The following is a 22,955-nucleotide window of genomic DNA, read 5'->3' as shown; positions in this document are numbered from 1 at the left end:
CTAAATATTATGGTTTATAGGTAAAATAATGACCAAAAATTTAGACTTAGATGGCCTTCAGTCAATTGCTGATAATTATGACCTTTTTTACATAGATTTGTGGGGGGTCATTCATAATGGTGTCAAATTGCATAACTCAGCAATAGCAACTTTAAATGAACTTAAGAAGAAAAATAAAAGTTTTGTTCTATTAACCAATGCTCCAAGACCAAATACTACAGTAAATAAATTTCTAGAAAAAATGGGTATGAGCGAAGATTTGACTAAACATGTTTATACCTCGGGTGAAGCAGCTTTAAATTTTTTAAAAACATCTTTCAAATCTAAGAATTTTTTTCATTTAGGTCCCCCTAGAGATTTTGATTTATTCAATGAATTTAAAAATAATAAATCAACCGAACTAAAAGAAAGTGAATATTTACTTTGCACAGGTTTGTTCGATGACCATGAGGATGATTTAAGTTATTACAAAAACTTACTTGAAAATCACACAACAAAAAAAATGATTTGTACTAACCCTGATTTAATTGTTGATCGAGGAAATATTAGAGAATTATGCGCAGGTTCAGTTGCTATGGTTTTTGAAAAAATGGGTGGAGAAGTAATTTATTTTGGTAAACCTCATGCGGAAGTTTATAATCAGTCTATAGACAATATTGGTAAGAAAGTTTTGGCAATTGGTGATAATTTAAATACAGATATAAAGGGTGCTAACTTATTAAATTACCATTCCTTGTTGGTTTGCAATGGAATTCACAAAGAAGAGATACAAAATAAAGGAGTTACTGAAGTTTCAAAGGAGTATGAAGCTATCGTTAATTTTACTCAAACAGAATTAAAATGGTAAAGTTATATAAAAATTTCAATATTGATAATCACCACAAAAATTCAATTATATTAATTGGAAATTTTGATGGTCTTCATTTAGGACATCAAAAATTATTTAAATTAGCTTTATCATATAAAAAAAAATATAATTCAAAAATTGGTGTGATTAATTTTGATCCAATGCCCAAGATGTATTTTAATAATTCATTAAAGAATTTTAAAATTTCATCTGTAAATCAAAAATTAGAATTACTTAAAGAATTAAAAGTAGATTTTATAATTACAAAAAAATTTGATAAAAACTTTTCCAAAATAAAATCAATTAAATTTATAAAAGAAATTTTATATAAAAAACTTAATTGTAAGTTTATATTTGTAAGTAATAATTTTAGATTTGGAAACAAAAGAGAAGGTGATGTTAAATTACTTATACAAAATGAAAAAAATTATAATTATAAAGTTATTAAACCAAAGCCACTTTTAAAAAGTAAAAAAATAGTATCTTCAACGATAATAAGAAACTTGCTGGAAAAAGGTGATTTAAATAGAGCTAATAAATTTTTAGGAAGAGAGTGGACCATTGATGGAATAGTTCAAAAGGGGAGACAGGTTGGAAAAAAAATTGGTTTTCCAACATGCAACATAGATGTTAAGGATTATGTCTTAGCACAGCCAGGAGTTTATGCGGTAAGAGTATTAAGAAAAAAAAATCAGAAAAAATTGAGTGGTATAGCAAATCTTGGCTATAGACCTACATTTAATCAAAAAAAAATCTTACTTGAGGTTCATTTGTTTAATTTTTCTGGAAATCTTTATAATAAGCTTTTATCAGTGCAGTTTTTAAAGTTTATTAGAAAAGAAAAAAAATTTAAGAATGTTGATCAACTTAGAAAACAAATTAAATCTGATTTAAATATTGCAAAAAAAACTAAATGAGTAAATCTGATATAAATCTACCTAAAACGGCTTTCTCAATGAAGGCGAACCTGCCAACTAGAGAACCAGAAATTCTAAATTATTGGCAAAAAATAAACCTTTATGATGAATTAAGAAAATCAAGCAAAGGTAAAGAAAAATTTGTCTTACATGATGGCCCTCCATATGCAAACGGCAATATTCATATGGGGACAGCATTAAATAAAATTTTAAAAGACATAATTGTAAAATTTCATCAAATGGATGGTAAAGACTCAATTTATGTACCCGGATGGGATTGTCATGGTTTGCCGATCGAATGGAAAATAGAAGAGGAATATAAAAAAAATAAGAAAAATAAAAATGATGTCCCTATAGTTGAGTTTAGAAAAGAGTGTAGATCTTTTGCTGAAAAATGGATCGAAATTCACAAAGGCCAATTCAAAAGATTGGGTGTGGTTGGTGATTGGGAAAATTATTATTCTACAATGAGTTTTGATGCAGAGGCTCAAATAGTAAGAGAACTTGGAAAATTTCTTAAAGAAGGAAGTTTATACAGAGGATATAAACCAGTTTTATGGTCAACTGTTGAAAAAACTGCTCTTGCTGATGCAGAAGTAGAATACCAAGACCATAAGTCAGATACTATATATACATCGTTTTCAGTTAGGTCGTCTAAAATTAAAGATTTAGAAAAAAGTGAAATTATAATTTGGACAACTACACCATGGACAATTCCTGCTAATAAAGCATTAGCTTATAATGAAGCGTTAGATTATGTTTTATTGCAAGTTAATGATGAAGGAGATTTTCAAAACAGAAAAATAGTTGTTGCACAAGCTTTACTTGAGTCAGTCATAAAAGAATGTGGAATTAAAAATTATAATGAGATTAAAAAGTTTAAGGGAAAAGAGTTTAAAGATACTATTTGCAACCATCCCTTTTTAAACTTAGGTTATGAAACTGAAATCCCAATGTTAGAAGCAAGATTTGTGACTACAGAGCAGGGTACAGGAATAGTTCATTGTGCACCAAGTCATGGGCCTGATGATTTTAATTTATGTTTGAATAATGGAATAAAAGCAATAGAGACAGTTGATGGTGATGGGAAATATACAAATAATGTAAAATTATTTGAAGGTATTCATATTTTTAAAGCTAACCCAATAGTAATTGAAAAACTTAGAGAGCAAAAAAATTTATTATCAAATGGTGAATTAGTTCATTCTTATCCTCATTCTTGGAGATCAAAAGCACCATTAGTTCATAGAGCAACACCTCAGTGGTTTATTTCTATGGAAAGTCACAAATTAAGAGACAAAGCTTTAAAAGCTATAGATGATACAACATTTTATCCAAGCAAGGGAAAAGAAAGATTAAAATCTATGATCGAAACTAGACCTGACTGGTGTGTTTCTAGACAAAGGGTATGGGGTGTGCCTCTACCTATTTTTGTAAATAAAAAAACCAAAGAAATTTTAGTTGATGATGAAGTTAATGAAAATATTGCATCAATTTATGAAAAAGAGGGATCTGATTGTTGGTTTTCAGACGATCCGCAAAGATTTTTAGGCGATAAGTACAAAGCCCAAGATTATGATAAACTAAGTGATATAGTAGAAGTTTGGTTTGATAGTGGCTCAACTCATTCATTTGTATTGGAGAAAAGAAATGATCTCAAGTGGCCAGCATCTATGTATTTAGAGGGTTCAGATCAACATAGAGGATGGTTTCATTCATCATTACTAGAGTCATGTGGAACTAGGGGTAGAGCTCCTTTTGACTCAATTTTATCTCACGGTTTCGTTGTAGATGGAAAAGGTTTAAAAATGTCTAAATCATTAGGAAATGTGATTGCTCCAGAAGATATTTTGAAAAAATACGGAGCAGATATTTTAAGAATTTGGGTAGCATCATCAAATTATTCGGAGGATTTAAGAATAGATTATTCAATTTTAGATCAACACGCAGATTCATATAGGAAGATTAGAAATACATTTAGATATTTATTAGGAAATCTTAATGACAATTTTGAGATAATTGATCTTGAAAAAATAGAATTAAATAATTTACCTGATTTAGAGCAGTACATGCTACATAAATTGTATTCTTTAAATAATAATTTCAAAAAATATTTTGAGAATTATGATTTTCACAATTTGTATAAAGAACTATTAAATTTTTGCACTGTAGATTTGTCAGCTTTTTATTTTGATATAAGAAAAGACACTTTATACTGTGACTCTTTAGATGACCCTAAACGAAAATCAACTATTTTATTGTTGAACATAATTTTAAACTCTTTACTTAAATGGTTTGCTCCAATTTTATCTTTCACAACTGAAGAAATTTATCAATTATTATTTAAAAACCAAAAAAGTATTCATTTAGAAAACTTTTTAACTTTTCCAAAAAATTTTTATAATGAAAAATTAAATCAGAAATGGATAGAGCTAATTAAAATTAGAAATTTATGCAATGTAAGTATAGAGGAAAAAAGAGCAGCCAAAGTAATAGGATCAAGTTTAGAAGCTGAGATTAAAATTCATTTGGATCAAAATTTAGAAAGTATCACAAAAGATATTGATTTTTCGGAGCTTTGCATAACTTCTAAAGCTGAAGTTAATTATGAAAATAACATTGACGCAAATGTTCTTACAGAAAAAGCGAAAGGAGCGAAATGCTCGATGTGTTGGAAAATAAATGAAAAAGGATGTGCCAGATCTAATTGTCCTCAAAATTCTTAATGTCTTTAAATAAAATATTTAAAAATTATTATTTAGAAACTATTTTAATTTTAATTATTTTTTTTTTAGACAGAATATCAAAACTATTTGTAATTCATCAGGATAAGCTTAATTTCAATTCTGAAATATACTCATCAAAATTTTTGAACATTCATCTAATTTGGAACGAAGGAATAGCTTTTGGACTATTTTCATTTAATGAAGATTATTTATACAATGGTCTAACTTTTTTAATATTTTTAGTGATTATTTTTATTATTTTCATGATAAGAAAAAATGATCCATTAAGAAAATATGCACTATTATTAGTGCTGGGTGGCGCTTTGGGAAATTTTTTTGATAGAATAATTTATAAAGCTGTACCAGATTTTATAGATTTTCATGTGGGAAATTTTCATTGGTTTATTTTTAATGTATCAGATATATTTATAACTATAGGTATAATTTTAATGATAATAATTGAAATTATTAACAAACCTGAAGCGACAAATAATGAAAAAAATTAACTTACTATTTATTTTAGGGATATCATTAATTATTTTGTCTGGGTGCAATACAGTTAAAAAAGGTTTTAAAAATCCCAAAAAGAATAGTAGCGATGAGTTTTTGGTAGAAAAAAAATCTCCACTCGTAATGCCTCCAGAATTTAATGAGCTTCCTATTCCTAATCAAAATGAAGATACTAGCCAAAAACAGGAGAATAATATTAAAAATTTAATTTCAGACAATAATGGAAATACTGACCAAGAAGCATCTAACAGTGATCTAGAGGGATCTATTTTGAGCAAAATTAAAAATAAATAATGCTCACAAAAAATATTAAACTAAAGCTTTTTAAGAAAAAAAAATTAAACAAAAATATAAAAAAAAAATTAATTACCCTTCTTAATGAAGAGAATTTCGTAATCAAATCTTTAAAAAAAGAATACAAAAATAATTTTAATAAAAAGACAATTTCTAAATTTAAAAATTTTATTAATTATAGAGTTATAGGCATGGGAGGATCTTCATTAGGAACTCAAGCAATATATGATTTTTTAGAACATAAAATAAAAAAAAAATTTGAATTTTTAGATAATTTAAAATCACATACTAAAAAAGACAAAAAAAAAAGATATTTAAATTTAATAATATCTAAATCTGGTAATACCACTGAAACAATTGTTAATACTAATATTTTTGTTCAAAAAAAAAATAAAAACATTTTTATTACTGAAAATAAAAAAAATTATCTTCATACTTTAGCTGAAAAATTTAAATCAGAGATAATTCATCACAATAATTTTATAGGAGGAAGATATTCTGTTTTATCAGAAGTGGGAATGTTACCAGCAGAATTGATGGATTTAGACTCACGTAAATTTAAACAATTAAACAATTTAATCAAAAATAAAAATTATTTAAATTCTTTAGTTAATAATGTTGATCAAATTCTATACTTTGCAAAAAGAAAAAAATTTAATTCGATAATCATCAATTATGATGAAAAATCTTCTAATTTATTTAATTGGTATCAACAATTAGTAGCTGAAAGTTTAGGTAAAAAAGGTCTTGGTATTCTTCCTATTGTTTCAAATATGCCTAAAGATAATCATAGCGTTATGCAATTATATTTAGATGGTTTTAAGAATAATTTTTTTACATTTTTTTATGTTAAAGAAAAAAATTCTCTAAAGATAAATAATAGTCAAATTTTACAAATGCAAAGCTATTTAAAAAATAAAAATATTAATCATATCGTTTATGCTCAAAAACAAGCCTCAGAGAATGTTTTTAAAAATAAGAAAATACCTTTCAGGAGTTTTGAGATTTTGAAAAGAGATGAAAATACTCTAGGTGAGTTATTTACTTTCTTTATTTTAGAAACAATCTTATTGGGAAGAGCTCTTAAAATTAATCCTTTTGATCAACCAGCTGTAGAGTTAATTAAAACAGAAACAAAGAAAATTTTAATTTAAATAAATTTTCCAAATATTATCTTAGAAATTCCATATTTTTTTTCTTCAATAATTTTAAATTTGTCTGGAAAATTATCCTCTTCTTTTTTATGTCTATGAATAATTATTATTCCATTTGGTTTGAGAGTTTTGAATTTATAAAGATTATTTAAAATAGTATGAATTTCTTTTTCTTTGTATGGAGGATCTAAAAAAATAATATCAAATTTTTCTTTTTTTTTTAAAAATTCAATATCAATTAAAATATTCTTCTCAATAATTGAATAATTTTTGACTGTTTTTAAATTCGATAAATTATTTTTTAAGATTGGTAATATTCCTATATAGTTTTCTACAAAACACACGTGCTTTGCTTTTCTTGATAAACATTCTAAACCAAAAGACCCTGTTCCAGAAAATAAATCTAAGACATAAGATTTTTCAAGTTCTATAGAAAATTTATTTGAATGATTAATAATATTAAAAATAGACTCTTTTGTTAAATCTTTTAAAGGTCTTGTTTCTTTATCTTTAGGTTCAAGGATTTTTTTACCTTTAAAATTACCACCAATAATTCTCATTTATTAATAACTTTGTATCCAATATCTTTTCTAAAAAAACCTTTTTCCCAATTCAATTTTTTTAAGTTTTCGTGGATATTTTTTTTGGCTTCAATGTATGTGTTTGAAAGTGATATGAAATTTAATACTCTACCTCCAACAGCATAAATCTTGTTGTCCTTTATTTCTGTTCCTGCATGAAATAAATAATTATTTTCGTCTAGATTTAACTTCTCAAAATTATCTATTTTTATATTTTTTTCATATTTGTCTGGATAACCATTTGAGCATAATACGACACACAGACTTTTTTTATTTATCCATTTTATTTCTATTTCATTAAGTTTTTCATTAATACATGATTGAAAAATTTTAATAATATCAGTGTCTAAAGTTGGCAGAATTGTTTGGCACTCAGGGTCACCCATTCTTACATTGTATTCAATTAAAAATGGTTCATTTTTAACAATCATCAATCCAGCATATAGAAAACCTTTATATTTAGTTCCTAAATCATTTATACCTTTTAATGTTGGTTTTATTATTTTTTCTAAAATTTTTTGCTCTAATTCTTTATTAAATAATCTTGATGGTGAGTATGCACCCATCCCCCCAGTGTTTTTACCTTTGTCTCCTTCGCCAACTCTCTTATGGTCTTGAGCTGATCCAAAATATTTGAATGTTTTTCCATCACTAACTATGAAATAACTCATTTCTTCACCTTCTAAAAATTCTTCAAATAGAATATTTTTTGCAATTCCAAACTTACCGTCAAATATCTCTTTTACTGCTAAATATGATTCTTTTTTTTCCCTACAAATATAAACACCTTTACCAGCTGCTAAATTATCTGCTTTAATTACTAACGGGTGCTTTGCACTATCAATATAATCATAAGATTCTTCAGCATTTTTAAAAATACCAAATTCTGCGGTTGGTATTTTATATTTTTTGCATAGATTTTTTGTAAAAATTTTTGAACCTTCTAGTTGTGAGGCAACTTTATTTGGTCCAAAAACTTTTATATTTAACTTTTCCAAATAGTCCACAATACCATTTACAAGCGGATCTTCAGGACCAACAACAACTAAATCGATATTATTTTTTTTTAAAAACTCATATACTGTTTCAAAATTATTTATATCTATAGAAATGTTTTCAGCTAGTGAGGATGTTCCAGCATTACCTGGTATACAGTAAATTTTTTTAACTTTATTTGATTTAGATATTGAAAACGTAAGAGCATGTTCTCTTCCTCCACTACCTAAAATTGCAATTTTCATATAACTATTTATATATCTTAGAAATGAAAAATAAATTAGCTAAATTAAAATATCTACCTAACAACTTCAATGTGTTGGAACCAGGTGATCATGTAATATGTGCTATCTCTGGTAAAAAAATTATGTTAGAAAATTTAACTTATTGGAATGTGGATAAACAGGAAGCATATTACTCATATATAGAGGCCTCATTACAGCGAGAAAAAGAAAATAATTGATTATACCTTCCAACGATCGTGCGTCCAAATCCACTGGTCAATATTTTTCAAAATCATTTTTTCAAGAATATCATTCAAATGTTTTGTGATTTCAGAAATACTTCTTGATCTGTTTATCTTAATAGGTTTTGAAACATACATTTTAAAATGATGTGATTTTTTCCTTTCAATATAAATTGGTACAACGCTACAACCATATTTTTTTATTAATTGCGCTGGAATTGTTGTTGTGGTTGCAGGATTTCCAAAAAAATCTATCTTTTCACCTTCCCTCACTCTTTGATCAATCATTAAAGCAATTGAGGTACCTTTTGATAAAAAACGTATAATTTCTCTAGTGCCAGCTCTCCCTTTTTTAATTTGATTTTTACAAATATCTCTAATTCTGATTGTTTCCATAATTGAGTTTAAATAAGGATTATTCAGTGGCCGATAAATTGCAGCACAATCAACTCCAGCTTTTTCAATTTGCATTGCCATTAATTCAAAGTTGTTAAAATGACCTGAAATAAAAACAACTTTTTCACCACTTTTTTTTATATTTTTTAAATGATCTAGTCCCTCTATAGAAAAGTACTTTTGCAAACTATCATTTTTAAAATTTTTTAAATGTACATATTCTGAAAATATTCTTCCATAATTTCCAAGAACATTTGAAGCTATTTTTTCAAAGTTATCTTTTTTATTAATTTTAGCTTTTTCAAGATTATTTATAATTAATTCTTTTGATCTAAAGATTGGTCCAAGATATTTGCCTATTATAAATCCTAACTTTGAAGATGCTTTGTATCCAATTATTCCAAATATCGTAAAAAAAATTTTTATAATAATGAATTGAATTAAATGGTTAATTTTTTTCATATATTTGATGTAAGAAATTTTTTTAACTTACTTATATTTTGAATTTTTAATTTAACTTTTAAAAAATTAATACCCTTTTGTTGTTTTTTAGTTAATCTTAAAAAATCTTTTTCTGTGGTAATTATTTTTAAATTATTTTTATTAGCAATATCCTTCATATTATTAATTATTTTGTCTGATATGTTAAAGTGATCAGGAAAAATAAATTTTTCTTTTATTTTAAATTTAAATTTTTTAAGCGTATTTTCAAATTCATGTGGGTTTCCTATACCGCAAAAAGATAAAAATCTGTTGTTTAAATTATATTCTTTAAGATTGATAGGTTCATATATTGCATCAAAAATTTTTAAATTACTGTTTATTTTTTTAATTTTATTTTTTATTTTTCGATTTTGTTTAAAACCATTAATAAAAACAATATCATAATGCTTCAATTCGTTTGAATTTTCTCTTAAAGGACCTGCTGGTAAAAGAAAATTATTTCCAAAACCTTCATAAGAATTAATACAAACGATTTTTAAATCATACTCAATATTTTTTTGTTGCAAACCATCATCTAAAATAGCTAAATCAAAGTTTTTTTCCGCTATCTTCAATGCATCTGTTCTATTTTTTAATGATATAATTTTACCTCTCTTTTTTAGCAAATTATATTCATCTTTTTGATTTGAGTATTCTTTTTTAATAAATACAATTTTAAATCTATCTCTAAGTAATTCATTTAGCTCGACCGCCAAAGATGTTTTTCCTGTACCACCTGCAGTTAAATTTCCTATGCATATCGTTTTTATTTTGAAATGTTTTTTGAAATTAAATTTTTTCAAAAAATTAATACTGAAAGTAATTAATGTTAAAGGAAATAGTAAAAGAGAAACAAAATTTTTTGTTTGCCAAAAATTTGGTTTTAGTAAAATCATTGAATATATTTTTCGATAATACGTATGTTGTTATCTAAAATTTTATTTCCATTATCAAAAATTTTTTTTCTTTTACTGAGTGGCCTTTTTTTATTTATTTTTGATAAAACTATATCTCTCATTTTTAAAATGTTTGAGGTTGTATAGGACATTTTATTTATTTTTAAATAGTTGTATATTTCTGTAAAATTATCAATGTTGGGTCCATTAATAATATAATTACCTAATCGAGCGGCCTCTAATGGATTTTGTCCACCATGATTTACAATTGATCCGCCTAAAAAAGCAATGTTAGAAAGATTATAAAAATTCTTTGTTTCACCAAAAGTATCAACTAAATAAATATCGGTTTTTTTTGATATTTTTTGTTTTGTGGAGTGTTTCACCACATTAAGTTTAAATTTATTTAAATCATTAATTATATTTTCTGATCGATTAATATGTCGAGGAATTAAGACTGTGAGTAAATTTGGTAAAATTTTTTTTAATTCAATGTGTAATTTAGCTATTAATATTTCTTCAGAATTGTGAGTGCTACCAGCGCACAAAATTTTAAATTTTTTAAACTGCTTCGAAAATTTTGAGCTTTTATTATCTAACAGAATTTTTTCTCCAAAGTATTTTATATTTCCTGCGGAAATCATTTTTTTAATACCAAGAATTTTAAGATATTTTTTTGTTTCAATATTTTGGGGAAGCGCAATTGAGATTTGGCCAAATATTTCTTTTGCAAAACTTTTTACAATCAACCATTTCTCAAAACTAGATTTTGTCAACCTTGCGTTCAATAAAATTATTGGAATTTGCTTTTTATTTAAATTTTTAATCATGTTTGGCCAAATCTCTGAGTCTACGAATATTGCTACTTCAGGTTTCCAAATATTGATAAATTTTTTAGTTAAAAAATTAGTATCTAAAGGAAAAAACTTATGTATTGTTTTTTTAAATTTTTGTCTTTTGAAAACTTTTGCTGAACTAGTCGTAGATGAGGTTACAATTATTTTTTTAATTTTTTTATTTTTTTCAAGTTTATTTATAACTGGAATTATACTCATCAATTCCCCAACACTTACAGCATGGAACCATATCGTTTTTTGAAAATTTCTTTTTGAATAAATACAATATTTTTCTTGAAATCTATATAGATCTTCTTTTTTTTTTAAAATTCTAAAAAAAAAAATTAAAGGTGATAATAAAAATAAAACATTTGTTAATATACCGTATACAAAAAACATTAATTTTGTTTTATTTGTCTTTCATAAAAGTTTTTATAGACACTTGAGGTTGACAAAAGTTCTTTATGATTTCCAGAGTCCTTTATTTCACCTTTATCAACAACATATATTTTTTCGGAATTAAGGATTGTTGATAATCGATGTGCTATAACTATTGTTGTTTTATTTAATATCAGTTTATTCAATGCATTTTGAATTTTTTCTTCAGTTTTAGAATCTAACGATGAGGTAGCTTCATCAAGTAAAATTATTTTGCTTTTTTTTAAAAATGCTCTAGCTATAGACAGTCTCTGTTTTTCTCCACCAGATAACCTAACACCATTTTCTCCTATTAGAGTACTATATCCATTTTCTAGATTTTTAATGAATTCATCACACATAGCGTGCTTAGATGCTTCAAATATTTCCTCATCACTAGCGTCTGGTTTTGCATATTTGATATTATTTAAAACTGTATCATCAAATAATGTAGTATTTTGATCAACTATAGATATTTCTTTTCTCAATGAGGATAAGTTAATTTTTGAAATATTTTGATTATCTATTTCGATCTTGCCATCATTTGGAGAGTAAATTCGTGGTATAAGATTTAGAATTGTAGATTTCCCTGATCCGCTATATCCTACAAGTGCTGTCATTTTACCGCCTTTAAAATTTAAAGATATATTTTTTAAAACCTGTTTTTCGTTGTTTGCTTTGTAAGCAAAATTAACTTTGTCAAAAACTATATCAGCATTAATCAAATTTAAATTTGATGCCTCTGGATTTAATTCAATATTATTTTTTAAGTCAATAATGGGAATTATTCTCTCCGCTGCTGACAGACCTTGGCTGATAGCAACATTCACTTTTGTTAAAGTTTTAACTGGTTGATAAGCCAACATCATTGCAGCAAGAAAAGAAAAGAAATTATTTATCCCCAATTCTTCGTTAAATATTAGTTTTCCTGAGTAAAAAATTAATATTGCAATCATGATACCAGTTAAAATTTCCATAATAGGGGTTGACCTGATGTAAACAGCAGAAATTTTTGCTGATTTTTCTTTTAAATCATTAACAAATTTTTCAGATCTAATATTTTCAAAATTTTCTCTTTGAAAAATTTTAATAACTTTGTGATTTTTGAATAAGTCGATTAAGTATCTATTTAAATCTCCTGATTTCTCTTGAGCTTGTGTGGAAACTTTACCCATTCGTTTCCCAAGAATTTTAGCAGTTAAAGATGCCAATGGGATCATAATTATTGCAATTAGAGATAATTTCCAATTTTGCATAAACATCACTGTGAGTAAACCAATTAAAGTTAGTCCATCTTTGAAAATACTTAAAAATGCTTCACCCAACATTCTTGTTATTAGTGTGGCGTCAAAATTTATATTGGAGACATATTTACCTGAGTGCTTATCTTCTATGATTTCAGTATCAGCTCTTATGAATGATTTTAACATATCAGTCTGAATCATTTTTTTTACTTCTTCTGATACTTTAATCATTAGAAGTTTTGCATAATACAGGGAAATACCTTTAATGCTAAAAGCTGAGATTATTGCTATAGGAATGATAATAATCAATGTTTGATCTTTATTTAGAAATATTTTCTCAATTGCTGGGTCTAATAGCCATGCAGTTGCAGAAGTACTCAATGCAACAAGTATAGAGAAAGCTCCAGCTAAAAATATTTTTTTTATATATTTACTAGTATAGTCGTTGTAAAGCCTTACAAATATTTTTGATTTTTTCATTAAATAAATTTTCCTATAAAAATATTTACTAACACAATTAAACCTAACAAGTTATTACTTTTAAATTTATTTAGACAGTCTAGGGTGTTTGATATGTTTAAATTTTTAATTTGAAAAAAAATAAGATGTGTTGCTGGGAAAACTAAAAAAATAAAATAAAATAATTTAAAATTCATATTTATTCCTACAAATATTAATGAGACAACAAATATTAAATAACAAAATAATAAAAATTTTTTTGGATCATTTTTAAATTTTATCGAAGTTGATTTTACACCTATAATTTCGTCATCTTTAATATCTTGAAATCCGTAGATTGTGTCGTAACCGAGTGTCCAAAATATGGCTCCAGTATAAAAGACAAGAGCAACCAAAGAGACTTCATTTGAAATTGATATCCAGGCTAAAACTAAGCCATAATTAAAAGTAATTCCTAAAAATAATTGAGGCCAATAAGTAATTCTTTTCATCAATGGATAGGTAAATGCTAATGGCATTGATAGTAGCGCCATGTAAATAGTAAATTTGTTAAAATTAATTAACACTAAAAATGCTAATCCGCATAATACAATTGAGTAAAATAAAGCAAGCTTAACAGAAACTTTACCAGATGCTATTGGTCTATTTTTTGTACGCTCAACTTTTTTATCAAAATTTTTATCAACAATATCATTTACTATGCAACCCGCAGACCGCATTAAAATTGAACCAGCTAAAAAAAGTGATCCAAAAAAAAAATATTTATTTAAAGAAGAATTAAAATCATAAACCAAAGTCAGTCCCCAAATGCATGGCCAAAATAACAACATAAAACCGATTGGTTTTTTTAATCTCGTTAATTCAATAAATAAGTTTAATTGGTTCATAATTTACTTGTAAATAACAAAGGCTAGTTTCATAATCAATTTGATTCGTATGAATATAGATTACACAGTCACAGCACTTATGTTTCCAGCTATTCCTTTACTTATGAGTGTTTATAGCAACAGATTTCATTCTCTAAGTATCTTAATTCGTCAACTTCATGACGAGCATGTTTATGAAAAACATATTCCACCAGAGTGGAAGAAGCAGTTTATTAATTTAAGTGGCAGAATAACACTTCTTAGATGGACAATTTTGTTTGCCTCATTTGGTTTTCTATTTAACATGCTTACAGTTTTCGCACTTTACTTAGATGAGGTATTTGCAGCGAGAGTAATTTTTGGCTCATGTTGTTTATCCATGATCATATCAATTATTTTTTTTATAAGAGAAATTCAAATTTCAACAAATGCCCTTAAACTCCATATGTCTGATATGGATGTGGATGTAAACTAAGGAAGTATAACCGCAGGACCAGTAAGAACTCTAGACTCTAAATCTTTATGTGCTTTTGCAATATCTTTTAGAGGATATTTTTTTGAAATTTTTACTTTTACTTTTCCACTTGAAGCCATTTCAAATACTTTATTTGCAGCCTCATCTAGCTCTTCTCTTGTTGTTGTATATTGCATAATGCTTGGTCTTGTTAAATAAAGTCCTTTTGGCTGAATTGATTTTGCAACATTAACAGGATCTAAAGGACCTGATGCATTCCCAAAAGAAACTAACATTCCTCTTAATTTTAAACATTCAATTGAACCATCAAAAGTATTTTTCCCAACACCATCATAAACAACAGATAAACCTTTTCCTTCAGTAATCTCTTTTACTGTTTCAGCAAAATTATCTTTGTTGTAATTGATTACATGATCGTAACCATTTTGTTTTGCATTTTCTATTTTTTCATCCGAACCGACAGTACCAATAACATTGCATCCTAGACTTTTAGCCCACTGGCCAAAAATTTGACCAACACCACCAGCTGCTGCATGGAATAAAATATCTTCTCCAGATTTCACAGGATAAGTTTTATGTAAAAGATAAAATGTAGTTATCCCTTTTGTCATTAATGTTGCCGCAGTTTCCAAATCAACACTATCAGGAACTTTTACCAAGTTTTTAGTTGGATAGTTTCTATGAGTTGAGTATGCACCAAGAGGAGCCGCACAGTATGCAACTTTATCTCCAACTTTAAAATCTTTTACATCTGAGCCGACTTTAATTATTTCTCCAGCTCCCTCTAAGCCAATTTGAGAGGGCAGAGTTAATGGATAAAGCCCTGATCGATGATAAGTATCAATATAATTTAAACCAATCGCATGGTTTTTAATCGTCACCTCATCAGCTTTTGGATCTTCAAGTTTAAGTTCTTTATATTCTAAAACTTCTGGTCCACCTGCTTTTGATATTATTACTGAATTCATAATTTATTTTACAAATGTACCATTATGATAATCTTGTACAGCTTGCAAGATTTCTGCTTTAGTGTTCATTACAAAAGGCCCACCTCTTGCAATTTCTTCATTTATTGGCTTTCCAGATATCACAAGAAATTTAGCATCTGTTTTTGCTTTTACTTTAAGCTCTTCACCTTTTGTTAATAATATTAAAGTACTATCCTTAACATTATTATGTTTCTCACTGCCAATTTCAATTTCACCGTCTATTAGGTAAATAAATGTATTGTGAGTTGATGGAATATTAAAATTAAATTGTTTGTCTTTGTTTAACTCCACATCAAAATAAACTGGTTCCACATTATGACCTTTTACAGGTCCTTCAGCATTTTCAAATTTACCAGCAATAACTTTTACTTGTTTCTCATCATCTTTATGAACACTCATTTTGTCTGCATCAATATAAATGTATTCTGGTTTACTCATTTTCAATTTAGCAGGCATGTTAATCCATAATTGAAAGCCATGAAGTCTTCCTTCTTTCATTGCCGGCATTTCTGAATGAATAATTCCACTTCCTGTTTTCATCCACTGAACATCACCTGCAGTCATTCTTCCTTCACCACCAGTGCTATCTTTGTGTTCAAAATCTCCTGCCAACATATAAGTAACAGTTTCAATTCCTCTATGAGGGTGAGGTGGAAAACCAGCAATATAATCCTCACTATTTTCAGATCCGAATTCATCTAGCATTAAGAAAGGATCAAAGTAATTTGGTTCAACACCAATACTTCTTTTTAATTTTACTCCTGCACCATCCGAAGCTGGGATAGGATCTATAATTTTACTTACTTCAATTTTTGACATTTATTTTGCTAATTTCCTTTCTAAACTAAACTCTTTTGTCTCATTTATCACCAAAAATAAAAATCCACCAGCTAATGCTATATTTTTCATAAATGATACAAATTGCATTTGATTACTAAAATCTGTGTGAAAAATAATTGCAGTTGCTATACAAAATAAACTTAAGAGAGCAGCAGAAATTTTTACTTTATATCCAATCATTATTAATATTGGAGCACCTATCTCAAGAATTATTGCTGGAATTAAAAAAATACCCGGCATTCCCAAAGATTCCATCCAACCAATGGTTCCTTCATAATTTCCAATTTTATTAATTCCACTTAACAAAAACACTAAAGAGATAAATATTCTCCCAACCAAATCTAAAATATTTGTCATGATCTATTTGTTGTGTGAACCATCACAAAATGGCTGATTGTTAGTTTGTTTACAATGGCAGAAATAAATAGTTTTATTTTCTTCAGCTACAAATTTAACTGGTTTAAATTCTGTTCCCCTATGTGACATATCACAAAATGGTTGGCTCTTACTTTGTCCACAAGAACACCATAAATAATTTTTTCCTTTTTCAACATCAATAGAAATAGGTTGATCTCCTGCTTTTATTCCTTTGCTCACAAATCTCCTTTGTTAATTTTTTAATCTAAATAATGATCTGGTTAAATTCTGCAAGAACGCAATATTTTCATACTAGTATGTATAATCATACCTTGAAAAATATAATTAGGTGTTTAGATGAGTATAATGAAAAACAATATTGAATGCCCAGCGGAAAGAGCAATTTATTTTCTTGGTGGAAAATGGAAAATCAGAATTTTATTTTACTTATTTAACAATAAAATAGTGAGATTTAATAAACTTAAAAAAGAGTTGAAAACAATCACACAACAAATGTTATCAAAACAACTCAAAGAATTAGAGATTGATGGAATTATAAATAGAGAAGTCTACCAAGTGGTGCCTCCAAAAGTTGAGTATTCTCTGACAGAATTTGGGCTTTCAGTTATTCCAATTTTAAAATCTTTTTCTGATTGGAATAAAAAAAATACCAGAACTATTTCTCAGAAGTTAAATAAAAATTTTGAAGAGAATAGAATTAGATAATACTAATTAGTTCGTTAAGGTTAGTAATCTTATTTTTAGGAATATAATCTAGATTATCAAAGATATTATTATTTCTATTTACCCATATAGAATTGTATCCATAGTTTCCTCCTCCAGATACATCCCAAGTATTTGCACTTAAAAAAGCAACTTCATTTTTTTCAATTTTATATTTTTTTATTGGCATATCATAAACTTTAGAGTCAGGCTTAAAAACACCAACTTCTTCGATTGAAAAAATATCATCAAATAAATTATTTAAATTATTACTTTGTACTAATTCATTTAACAAAGAAGGTGTACCGTTAGAAAGTATTGCTAGTGTGAAATTTTTTTCTTTTAAAGATTTTAATACTTCTGGAACTTCTTCAAAAGGAGAGAGTATTTTATATAGATTTAATAATTCATCCCTCATTGAATTATCTATTTTAAATACACTCATTGATTTATCCAAACTGTCTTCAGTGATTTGCCAAAAATCTTTATGTCTTTTCATTAAACTTCTAAGCCATGTGTATTCTAATTGTGTGGTTCTCCAATAATTTGCAAAAGCTTCCCACTTATCACCAATTTTGTCTTTACATTTTTCTGCTGCTGAATTTACATTGAATAAAGTGCCGTAAGCATCAAAAATTATTGCTTTAATATTTTTCATAAACTAATTTAATAATATGAGTAACATTAGATTATATTTTTCTAAAAGTTTATCTAATAATTTAACTGATACACTTGATAAATCTCAATCGCATTACGTAAACAAAGTAATGAGAGTTAAAGAAAATGAAATTTTTTCTTTATTTAACAGTAGTGGTGAATGGGAAGCAAAAATTTTAAATATCTCAAAAGGTATTGTTGAATTTAATGTTACAAAACAATTAAGACAAAAAGAAAATTCTAAAGAATTGTGGCTTGCGTTTTCTCCAATTAAATCAAATTACTTTAATTTTATGATTCAAAAAGCAACTGAGTTAGGAGTTACAAAATTTATTCCAATAATATTTGATAGAACGATTGTTCGTAAAATTAATAAAGAACGACTGGAGAAAGTAATTATTGAGGCATCAGAACAATCCAATAGAATTAATGTTCCAGATATTGAGGATCCTAAATTATTAGATGATTTTTTAAATAACAACAAAGTTGATTTAATTTTTACTGATCTAAATTCTAAAAATACTAAAATAGATTTAAAGAAGATCACTGATAATCCAACATGCATAATTATAGGTCCAGAAGGAGATTTTTCTGAACAGGAAAGGGCTAAGATTCTTAAATTTAGTGGAGTTCAACCATTGAAAATTAATGAGAATATATTGAGATCTGAAACAGCCGTAATTTCAGCTATATCGATCATAAAATACGCTATAAATTGATATTTTGTCGCGAAAACTAAAGTGTAATTTTTTTGAAGACGTTCTATATAGGGTTAAAAAATGAAAAAAATTTTAATAACAATTCTTTCAATTTTAACTCCTGCAGTTGCGTTTGCTAACCAGCCAAAAGATTGGCAATTAGGTTTTCAAAAAGCAGCATCAGAGTCTATGAGAGATATAGTTAATTTTCATGACAAATTACTGCTACCAATAATAATTGCAATAAGCGTCTTCGTTTTATTTTTGATGGTCTATGCATGTATCAGATTTAGAGCATCAGCAAATCCAGTTCCTTCTAAAAGAACTCACAATGTTGCTGTTGAAGTTTTATGGACTTTAATTCCATGTTTGATTTTAATCGTGATGGCTGTTCCATCATTTAAAATTCTATATAAACAAGATTCAATACCAAAAGCAGATGTAACAGTTAAGGCAATTGGTTATCAATGGTACTGGGGATACGAATATCCAGATGAAAATATTATTTTCGACTCTTACATGATTGAAGATAAAGACTTAAAAGAAAATCAGCCTAGATTATTAGCTGTAGATAATGAATTAGTTGTTCCGGTAAATAAAGTAGTTAAAGTTTTAATTACAGCAAATGATGTTTTGCATGCTTGGGCTTTACCATCTTTTGGAGTTAAAAGAGATGCAGTTCCTGGAAGAATAAATGAAACATGGTTTAAAGCAGAAGAAGTTGGAACTTATTATGGACAGTGTTCTGAGCTTTGTGGAATTAAACATGCTTTTATGCCAATTACAGTAAGAGTAGTTTCCGAAGAAGAATATCAAGAATGGCTTACTGGGGCTAAAATAAAATTTGCAAAAGAAATTAATGAAGAAGATCAATTTAAAAAACTAGCGAGTAAATAATATGTATACACAAACTGCATCACACGACGATCATCATACACCAACTGGTTGGAAACGTTGGGCGTATTCAACTAATCACAAAGATATCGGTACAATGTACCTTATATTTGCAATTGTTGCAGGTGTGATCGGAACTGCATTCTCAGTTTTAATGAGAATGGAATTGATGCATCCAGGTGATGGAATTTTGGGTGGAAACTATCATTTATACAATGTCTTAGTAACAGGTCATGGTTTAATCATGATCTTCTTTATGGTTATGCCAGCAATGATTGGTGGTTTTGGAAATTGGTTTGTACCAATCATGATTGGTGCACCTGATATGGCATTCCCAAGAATGAATAATATTTCATTTTGGTTACTACCAACTTCATTCATTTTATTGATCATGTCTATATTTATGGATGGCCCTCCAGGTCAAACAGGAGTTGGTGGTGGATGGACAATCTATCCTCCTTTATCATCTACAGCAGGGCAGCCTGGTCCAGCAATGGACTTTGCAATTTTAAGTTTACACTTAGCAGGAGCGTCTTCAATTCTAGGAGCAGTAAACTTTATTACTACAATTTTAAATATGAGAACTCCAGGTATGACATTGCATAAAATGCCTTTATTCGCTTGGTCAATTTTAGTTACAGCGTTCTTATTGCTTTTATCACTTCCAGTATTAGCAGGTGCAATCACAATGCTATTAACTGATAGAAATTTTGGAACTGCATTCTTTGATGCTCAAACAGGTGGAGACCCAGTGTTATTCCAACACTTATTCTGGTTCTTTGGTCATCCTGAAGTATACATTTTAATTTTGCCAGGTTTTGGAATGATCAGTCATATTGTTTCAACATTCTCTAGAAAACCAGTATTCGGATATTTAGGAATGGCATATGCAATGGTAGCAATTGGAATAGTTGGTTTCGTTGTATGGGCTCACCATATGTATACAGTTGGTTTAAGCACAGATACTAAAGCTTACTTCTTAGCAGCGACGATGATCATTGCCGTTCCGACGGGAATTAAAATATTTTCTTGGATAGCAACTATGTGGGGTGGTTCAATATCATTTAAGACACCTATGGTCTGGGCTTTAGGGTTTATATTTTTATTTACAGTTGGTGGAGTTACAGGTGTTGTTCTTGCAAATGCAGGTGTAGATACAGCAATGCATGATACTTACTATGTAGTAGCCCACTTCCACTATGTATTATCTTTAGGAGCGGTGTTCGCAATCTTTGCAGGCTTTTATTACTGGTTTGGAAAAATGAGTGGTTACGAGTATTCAGAATGGTTAGGTCAATTACACTTCTGGTTAACATTTATTGGTGTAAACTTAATTTTCTTCCCTCAACACTTCTTAGGTTTAGCGGGGATGCCTAGAAGATATGCAGATTATCCAGATGCATTTGCTGGTTGGAATTATATATCTTCAATTGGATCATATATTTCTGTAATTGGTTTAGGAGTATTTTTCGCAAATCTAATTTATGCATTTTATAAGAAAAAAGCTGCTGCTCAAAACCCTTGGGGTGAAGGAGCAACAACTTTAGAGTGGACAGTACCGTCTCCTCCAAATTTTCATACTTTTGATGAATTACCGAAGTTTGAAGATGAAGAGAGTGCAGAAAAATCTACTACTTAAAAAGTATTTAGATTTTTTGTCTAAAATTAAATGATTAAGTCTAAGTTAAAAAATAGAAATTTAAGTCAAGAATACGTTTTCAATTTCTCTGAGTTATTTAAACTTATGAAGCCAAGAGTAATGTCTCTTGTAATTTTTACTTGTGCAGTTGGATTGTTAATGGCGCCAAACGTCATTCCAACAAAAGATGCAATAATTGGAATTATTTTAGTTTCTATTGGAGCTGGTGCCGCTGGAGCTTTAAACATGTGGTACGAGTCTGATTTAGATGCATTAATGACAAGGACTTGTTTAAGACCTATACCAACTGGTAAGGTAAATAAAAACCAAGCTTTGATTTTTGGTATTGCTTTATCAATATTTTCCGTTGTTGCTTTAGATTATTTTGCAAATACAGTTTCAGCAGCTTTATTGTTGTTTACAATTTTATTTTACGTGCTTGTTTATACTGTTTGGCTTAAAAGAAAAACGCCTCAAAACATAGTAATTGGAGGCGCTGCAGGAGCTTTACCTCCTGTAATTGGTTGGACTATAGCTACTAATTCACTTTCACTCGAGCCATTAACTTTCTTTCTAATTATCTTTTTTTGGACACCATCACATTTTTGGGCGCTAAGTTTGTACAAATCTGATGATTATAAAAAAGCAAATATTCCAATGCTTCCATTGACTAATGGTGTTGAAAGCACAAAATTAAATATATTTGTTTATTCATTAATAATGCTTCCAGTTATTGTTTTTCCATACGCAATTAGTTTTGTTGGTCTAGTATTTTTAATTCCATCATTAATTTTGACAATTTATTATAATTACTTATGTTTCGAACTTTACAAATTTAAGAAGAACAAGTTTGATGCAAAAAAAGCAAAAACGATTTTTGGATACTCAATATTGTATTTGTTTTTAGTTTTTGTATTTTTCTTAATTGATAAAATTTTATGATAACACCTGATAAAAAAACAAAGAAAAAAAATATTATAACTGCTTTATTAATTTTAGCTTTTATGGTTTTTTTGTTTGTTTTTACATTGTATAACGTTGGCGTATTTGATAGGCAGATATGATTAAGAGCAAAACATTAACTCCATTACTTCTAGCAGGTATTTTTTGTTTAATGTTAGGTTTATCTTTTGCGGCAGTGCCCTTGTATGATCTTTTTTGTCGTGTAACTGGCTTTGGAGGAACAACCCAAGTATCTAAAGAAGCCCCGAAAATAGTTTTAGATAAAGTTGTAAGTGTAAGATTTGATACGAATGTAAACAATCTTACTTGGGATTTTAAGGCTAAATCAAATGTCATTGATGTTAAGGTTGGTCAGGTAAATAGAATTGAGTTTGAGGTTGAGAACTATGGAGACGAAACAACTTATGGAGTTGCTAGTTTCAACGTTTCGCCTGCAAGTTTTGGTAAATATTATAGTAAATTAGGCTGTTTTTGCTTTGAAAAACAGGAACTTAAAGCTGGTGAGAAGGCAACTTATATTATGACTTTTTATTTGGACCCAGAACTGGTAAATGATCCAACAGTTAAAAACTTACAGGATGTAACTATGTCGTATACTTTTTTCTCGACAGATTATTATAAACAATCATAAT

General features: G+C 27.8%; 26 protein-coding genes. 14 read left to right on the top strand and 12 right to left on the bottom strand.

The genetic code is table 11. The annotated features are described in order from the left end of the window. Positions 1-28: 28 nt before the first annotated feature. From ACTTA4_RS00230 to ACTTA4_RS00205, 6 genes are read left to right on the top strand one after another with little or no spacing between them, the layout of a single operon-like run. Positions 29-847 (top strand): TIGR01459 family HAD-type hydrolase, encoded by an 819-nt coding sequence (locus ACTTA4_RS00230; protein ID WP_440633029.1) that lies wholly within the window; start codon positions 29-31, stop codon positions 845-847. Continuing rightward, on the top strand, positions 841-1,764 hold the full coding sequence (locus tag ACTTA4_RS00225; RefSeq protein ID WP_440633028.1) for a bifunctional riboflavin kinase/FAD synthetase: 924 nt from the start codon (positions 841-843) through the stop codon (positions 1,762-1,764). The genes ACTTA4_RS00230 and ACTTA4_RS00225 overlap by 7 nt, the downstream gene beginning before the upstream one ends. After that, on the top strand, positions 1,761-4,490 hold the full coding sequence (ileS, locus tag ACTTA4_RS00220; protein ID WP_440633027.1) for an isoleucine--tRNA ligase: 2,730 nt from the start codon (positions 1,761-1,763) through the stop codon (positions 4,488-4,490). The genes ACTTA4_RS00225 and ileS overlap by 4 nt, the downstream gene beginning before the upstream one ends. Continuing rightward, positions 4,490-4,996: a signal peptidase II gene (gene lspA, locus ACTTA4_RS00215; RefSeq protein ID WP_440633026.1), complete on the top strand. Its 507-nt coding sequence runs from the start codon at positions 4,490-4,492 to the stop codon at positions 4,994-4,996. The genes ileS and lspA overlap by 1 nt, the downstream gene beginning before the upstream one ends. After that, positions 4,983-5,294, top strand: a complete 312-nt coding sequence (locus ACTTA4_RS00210; RefSeq protein ID WP_440633025.1) for a DUF3035 domain-containing protein — start codon at positions 4,983-4,985, stop codon at positions 5,292-5,294. The genes lspA and ACTTA4_RS00210 overlap by 14 nt, the downstream gene beginning before the upstream one ends. Next, positions 5,294-6,448: a glucose-6-phosphate isomerase gene (locus tag ACTTA4_RS00205; protein WP_440633024.1), complete on the top strand. Its 1,155-nt coding sequence runs from the start codon at positions 5,294-5,296 to the stop codon at positions 6,446-6,448. The genes ACTTA4_RS00210 and ACTTA4_RS00205 overlap by 1 nt, the downstream gene beginning before the upstream one ends. Here ACTTA4_RS00205 and rsmD read toward each other — a convergent pair. Continuing rightward, the gene (gene rsmD / locus ACTTA4_RS00200; RefSeq protein WP_440633023.1) at positions 6,445-7,008 is read right to left on the bottom strand and encodes a 16S rRNA (guanine(966)-N(2))-methyltransferase RsmD; all 564 of its coding nucleotides are present in this window, start codon (positions 7,006-7,008) and stop codon (positions 6,445-6,447) included. The two genes, ACTTA4_RS00205 and rsmD, sit on opposite strands and share 4 nt — an antisense overlap. Further along, positions 7,005-8,270, bottom strand: coding sequence for a phosphoribosylamine--glycine ligase (gene purD, locus ACTTA4_RS00195; RefSeq protein WP_440633022.1), 1,266 nt, complete (start codon positions 8,268-8,270; stop codon positions 7,005-7,007). The genes rsmD and purD overlap by 4 nt, the downstream gene beginning before the upstream one ends. Positions 8,271-8,293: 23 nt before the next feature. Between purD and ACTTA4_RS00190 the strand changes: the two genes are divergently transcribed. Continuing rightward, positions 8,294-8,488, top strand: coding sequence for a DUF2093 domain-containing protein (locus ACTTA4_RS00190; protein ID WP_440633021.1), 195 nt, complete (start codon positions 8,294-8,296; stop codon positions 8,486-8,488). Here ACTTA4_RS00190 and ACTTA4_RS00185 read toward each other — a convergent pair whose 3' ends face one another. Genes ACTTA4_RS00185 through ubiA form a run of 5 tightly spaced genes read right to left on the bottom strand, consistent with a single transcriptional unit; the run spans position 8,489 to position 14,109 of the window. After that, a complete protein-coding gene (locus ACTTA4_RS00185; RefSeq protein WP_440633020.1) occupies positions 8,489-9,349 on the bottom strand; it encodes a lysophospholipid acyltransferase family protein in 861 nt (286 codons plus the stop codon). After that, positions 9,346-10,266: a tetraacyldisaccharide 4'-kinase gene (gene lpxK / locus ACTTA4_RS00180; RefSeq protein WP_440633019.1), complete on the bottom strand. Its 921-nt coding sequence runs from the start codon at positions 10,264-10,266 to the stop codon at positions 9,346-9,348. Before lpxK ends, ACTTA4_RS00185 begins: the two co-directional genes overlap by 4 nt. Beyond that, a complete protein-coding gene (locus tag ACTTA4_RS00175; protein ID WP_440633018.1) occupies positions 10,263-11,501 on the bottom strand; it encodes a 3-deoxy-D-manno-octulosonic acid transferase in 1,239 nt (412 codons plus the stop codon). The genes lpxK and ACTTA4_RS00175 overlap by 4 nt, the downstream gene beginning before the upstream one ends. Then, on the bottom strand, positions 11,501-13,243 hold the full coding sequence (locus ACTTA4_RS00170) for an ABC transporter ATP-binding protein (RefSeq protein ID WP_440633017.1): 1,743 nt from the start codon (positions 13,241-13,243) through the stop codon (positions 11,501-11,503). Before ACTTA4_RS00170 ends, ACTTA4_RS00175 begins: the two co-directional genes overlap by 1 nt. Beyond that, a complete protein-coding gene (gene ubiA / locus ACTTA4_RS00165) occupies positions 13,243-14,109 on the bottom strand; it encodes a 4-hydroxybenzoate octaprenyltransferase (RefSeq protein WP_440633016.1) in 867 nt (288 codons plus the stop codon). Before ubiA ends, ACTTA4_RS00170 begins: the two co-directional genes overlap by 1 nt. Before the next feature lie 49 nt (positions 14,110-14,158). On the opposite strand from ubiA, the gene ACTTA4_RS00160 reads away from it, so the two are divergent. Beyond that, a complete protein-coding gene (locus ACTTA4_RS00160) occupies positions 14,159-14,563 on the top strand; it encodes a DUF2721 domain-containing protein (protein WP_075506429.1) in 405 nt (134 codons plus the stop codon). Here the strand turns inward: ACTTA4_RS00160 and ACTTA4_RS00155 are convergent. From ACTTA4_RS00155 to ACTTA4_RS00140, 4 genes are read right to left on the bottom strand one after another with little or no spacing between them, the layout of a single operon-like run. After that, positions 14,560-15,531 carry a quinone oxidoreductase family protein gene (locus tag ACTTA4_RS00155; RefSeq protein ID WP_440633015.1) on the bottom strand — a complete coding sequence of 324 codons (972 nt, stop codon included), beginning with the start codon at positions 15,529-15,531 and terminating at the stop codon, positions 14,560-14,562. The two genes, ACTTA4_RS00160 and ACTTA4_RS00155, sit on opposite strands and share 4 nt — an antisense overlap. Positions 15,532-15,534: 3 nt before the next feature. Next, on the bottom strand, positions 15,535-16,371 hold the full coding sequence (locus tag ACTTA4_RS00150) for a pirin family protein (RefSeq protein ID WP_440633014.1): 837 nt from the start codon (positions 16,369-16,371) through the stop codon (positions 15,535-15,537). Further along, positions 16,372-16,749 (bottom strand): DoxX family protein, encoded by a 378-nt coding sequence (locus ACTTA4_RS00145; protein WP_440633013.1) that lies wholly within the window; start codon positions 16,747-16,749, stop codon positions 16,372-16,374. 3 nt (positions 16,750-16,752) lie between these two features. Next, positions 16,753-16,989, bottom strand: coding sequence for a CDGSH iron-sulfur domain-containing protein (locus ACTTA4_RS00140; RefSeq protein ID WP_262589802.1), 237 nt, complete (start codon positions 16,987-16,989; stop codon positions 16,753-16,755). 126 nt (positions 16,990-17,115) lie between these two features. Here ACTTA4_RS00140 and ACTTA4_RS00135 point away from each other — a divergent pair, with 126 nt between their 5' ends. Next, positions 17,116-17,475: a winged helix-turn-helix transcriptional regulator gene (locus tag ACTTA4_RS00135; RefSeq protein WP_440633012.1), complete on the top strand. Its 360-nt coding sequence runs from the start codon at positions 17,116-17,118 to the stop codon at positions 17,473-17,475. Here the strand turns inward: ACTTA4_RS00135 and ACTTA4_RS00130 are convergent. Further along, on the bottom strand, positions 17,468-18,130 hold the full coding sequence (locus ACTTA4_RS00130) for a haloacid dehalogenase type II (RefSeq protein WP_440633011.1): 663 nt from the start codon (positions 18,128-18,130) through the stop codon (positions 17,468-17,470). The genes ACTTA4_RS00135 and ACTTA4_RS00130 overlap by 8 nt on opposite strands. 16 nt (positions 18,131-18,146) lie before the next feature. Here ACTTA4_RS00130 and ACTTA4_RS00125 point away from each other — a divergent pair, with 16 nt between their 5' ends. The 5 genes from ACTTA4_RS00125 to ACTTA4_RS00105 all read left to right on the top strand — a co-directional run bounded on the left by ACTTA4_RS00125 (position 18,147) and on the right by ACTTA4_RS00105 (position 22,954). Beyond that, on the top strand, positions 18,147-18,848 hold the full coding sequence (locus tag ACTTA4_RS00125) for an RsmE family RNA methyltransferase (RefSeq protein ID WP_440633010.1): 702 nt from the start codon (positions 18,147-18,149) through the stop codon (positions 18,846-18,848). Between the two features lie 60 nt (positions 18,849-18,908). Next, positions 18,909-19,724 carry a cytochrome c oxidase subunit II gene (gene coxB, locus ACTTA4_RS00120; protein WP_428080982.1) on the top strand — a complete coding sequence of 272 codons (816 nt, stop codon included), beginning with the start codon at positions 18,909-18,911 and terminating at the stop codon, positions 19,722-19,724. Between the two features lies 1 nt (position 19,725). Beyond that, a complete protein-coding gene (ctaD, locus tag ACTTA4_RS00115) occupies positions 19,726-21,360 on the top strand; it encodes a cytochrome c oxidase subunit I (protein WP_075506423.1) in 1,635 nt (544 codons plus the stop codon). Positions 21,361-21,390: 30 nt separating this feature from the next. Continuing rightward, entirely contained in the window at positions 21,391-22,302 is a 912-nt protein-coding gene (gene cyoE, locus ACTTA4_RS00110) for a heme o synthase (protein ID WP_440633009.1), read from the top strand. A gap of 118 nt (positions 22,303-22,420) precedes the next feature. Beyond that, positions 22,421-22,954 carry a cytochrome c oxidase assembly protein gene (locus ACTTA4_RS00105; protein WP_256998103.1) on the top strand — a complete coding sequence of 178 codons (534 nt, stop codon included), beginning with the start codon at positions 22,421-22,423 and terminating at the stop codon, positions 22,952-22,954. The last annotated feature ends 1 nt before the right edge of the window (position 22,955 follow it).

It is taken from the genome of Candidatus Pelagibacter sp. HIMB1485 (assembly GCF_052048055.1).
In the GTDB taxonomy this organism is placed as follows: Bacteria; Pseudomonadota; Alphaproteobacteria; order Pelagibacterales; family Pelagibacteraceae; genus Pelagibacter.
The sequence above is the reverse complement of the archived record's forward strand: the minus strand, read 5'-3'. Positions and strand labels throughout refer to the sequence as shown.

Excerpts from the sequence above, each read along its gene's own strand:
- ACTTA4_RS00230 (WP_440633029.1), top strand. The coding sequence starts at position 29 with ATGACCAAAAATTTAGACTTAGATGGCCTTCAGTCAATTGCTGATAAT.
- ACTTA4_RS00225 (WP_440633028.1), top strand. The coding sequence starts at position 841 with ATGGTAAAGTTATATAAAAATTTCAATATTGATAATCACCACAAAAAT.
- ileS (WP_440633027.1), top strand. The coding sequence starts at position 1,761 with ATGAGTAAATCTGATATAAATCTACCTAAAACGGCTTTCTCAATGAAG.
- lspA (WP_440633026.1), top strand. The coding sequence starts at position 4,490 with ATGTCTTTAAATAAAATATTTAAAAATTATTATTTAGAAACTATTTTA.
- ACTTA4_RS00210 (WP_440633025.1), top strand. The coding sequence starts at position 4,983 with ATGAAAAAAATTAACTTACTATTTATTTTAGGGATATCATTAATTATT.
- ACTTA4_RS00205 (WP_440633024.1), top strand. The coding sequence starts at position 5,294 with ATGCTCACAAAAAATATTAAACTAAAGCTTTTTAAGAAAAAAAAATTA.
- rsmD (WP_440633023.1), bottom strand. The coding sequence starts at position 7,008 with ATGAGAATTATTGGTGGTAATTTTAAAGGTAAAAAAATCCTTGAACCT.
- purD (WP_440633022.1), bottom strand. The coding sequence starts at position 8,270 with ATGAAAATTGCAATTTTAGGTAGTGGAGGAAGAGAACATGCTCTTACG.
- ACTTA4_RS00190 (WP_440633021.1), top strand. The coding sequence starts at position 8,294 with ATGAAAAATAAATTAGCTAAATTAAAATATCTACCTAACAACTTCAAT.
- ACTTA4_RS00185 (WP_440633020.1), bottom strand. The coding sequence starts at position 9,349 with ATGAAAAAAATTAACCATTTAATTCAATTCATTATTATAAAAATTTTT.
- lpxK (WP_440633019.1), bottom strand. The coding sequence starts at position 10,266 with ATGATTTTACTAAAACCAAATTTTTGGCAAACAAAAAATTTTGTTTCT.
- ACTTA4_RS00175 (WP_440633018.1), bottom strand. The coding sequence starts at position 11,501 with ATGTTTTTTGTATACGGTATATTAACAAATGTTTTATTTTTATTATCA.
- ACTTA4_RS00170 (WP_440633017.1), bottom strand. The coding sequence starts at position 13,243 with ATGAAAAAATCAAAAATATTTGTAAGGCTTTACAACGACTATACTAGT.
- ubiA (WP_440633016.1), bottom strand. The coding sequence starts at position 14,109 with ATGAACCAATTAAACTTATTTATTGAATTAACGAGATTAAAAAAACCA.
- ACTTA4_RS00160 (WP_075506429.1), top strand. The coding sequence starts at position 14,159 with ATGAATATAGATTACACAGTCACAGCACTTATGTTTCCAGCTATTCCT.
- ACTTA4_RS00155 (WP_440633015.1), bottom strand. The coding sequence starts at position 15,531 with ATGAATTCAGTAATAATATCAAAAGCAGGTGGACCAGAAGTTTTAGAA.
- ACTTA4_RS00150 (WP_440633014.1), bottom strand. The coding sequence starts at position 16,371 with ATGTCAAAAATTGAAGTAAGTAAAATTATAGATCCTATCCCAGCTTCG.
- ACTTA4_RS00145 (WP_440633013.1), bottom strand. The coding sequence starts at position 16,749 with ATGACAAATATTTTAGATTTGGTTGGGAGAATATTTATCTCTTTAGTG.
- ACTTA4_RS00135 (WP_440633012.1), top strand. The coding sequence starts at position 17,116 with ATGAAAAACAATATTGAATGCCCAGCGGAAAGAGCAATTTATTTTCTT.
- ACTTA4_RS00130 (WP_440633011.1), bottom strand. The coding sequence starts at position 18,130 with ATGAAAAATATTAAAGCAATAATTTTTGATGCTTACGGCACTTTATTC.
- ACTTA4_RS00125 (WP_440633010.1), top strand. The coding sequence starts at position 18,147 with ATGAGTAACATTAGATTATATTTTTCTAAAAGTTTATCTAATAATTTA.
- coxB (WP_428080982.1), top strand. The coding sequence starts at position 18,909 with ATGAAAAAAATTTTAATAACAATTCTTTCAATTTTAACTCCTGCAGTT.
- ctaD (WP_075506423.1), top strand. The coding sequence starts at position 19,726 with ATGTATACACAAACTGCATCACACGACGATCATCATACACCAACTGGT.
- cyoE (WP_440633009.1), top strand. The coding sequence starts at position 21,391 with ATGATTAAGTCTAAGTTAAAAAATAGAAATTTAAGTCAAGAATACGTT.
- ACTTA4_RS00105 (WP_256998103.1), top strand. The coding sequence starts at position 22,421 with ATGATTAAGAGCAAAACATTAACTCCATTACTTCTAGCAGGTATTTTT.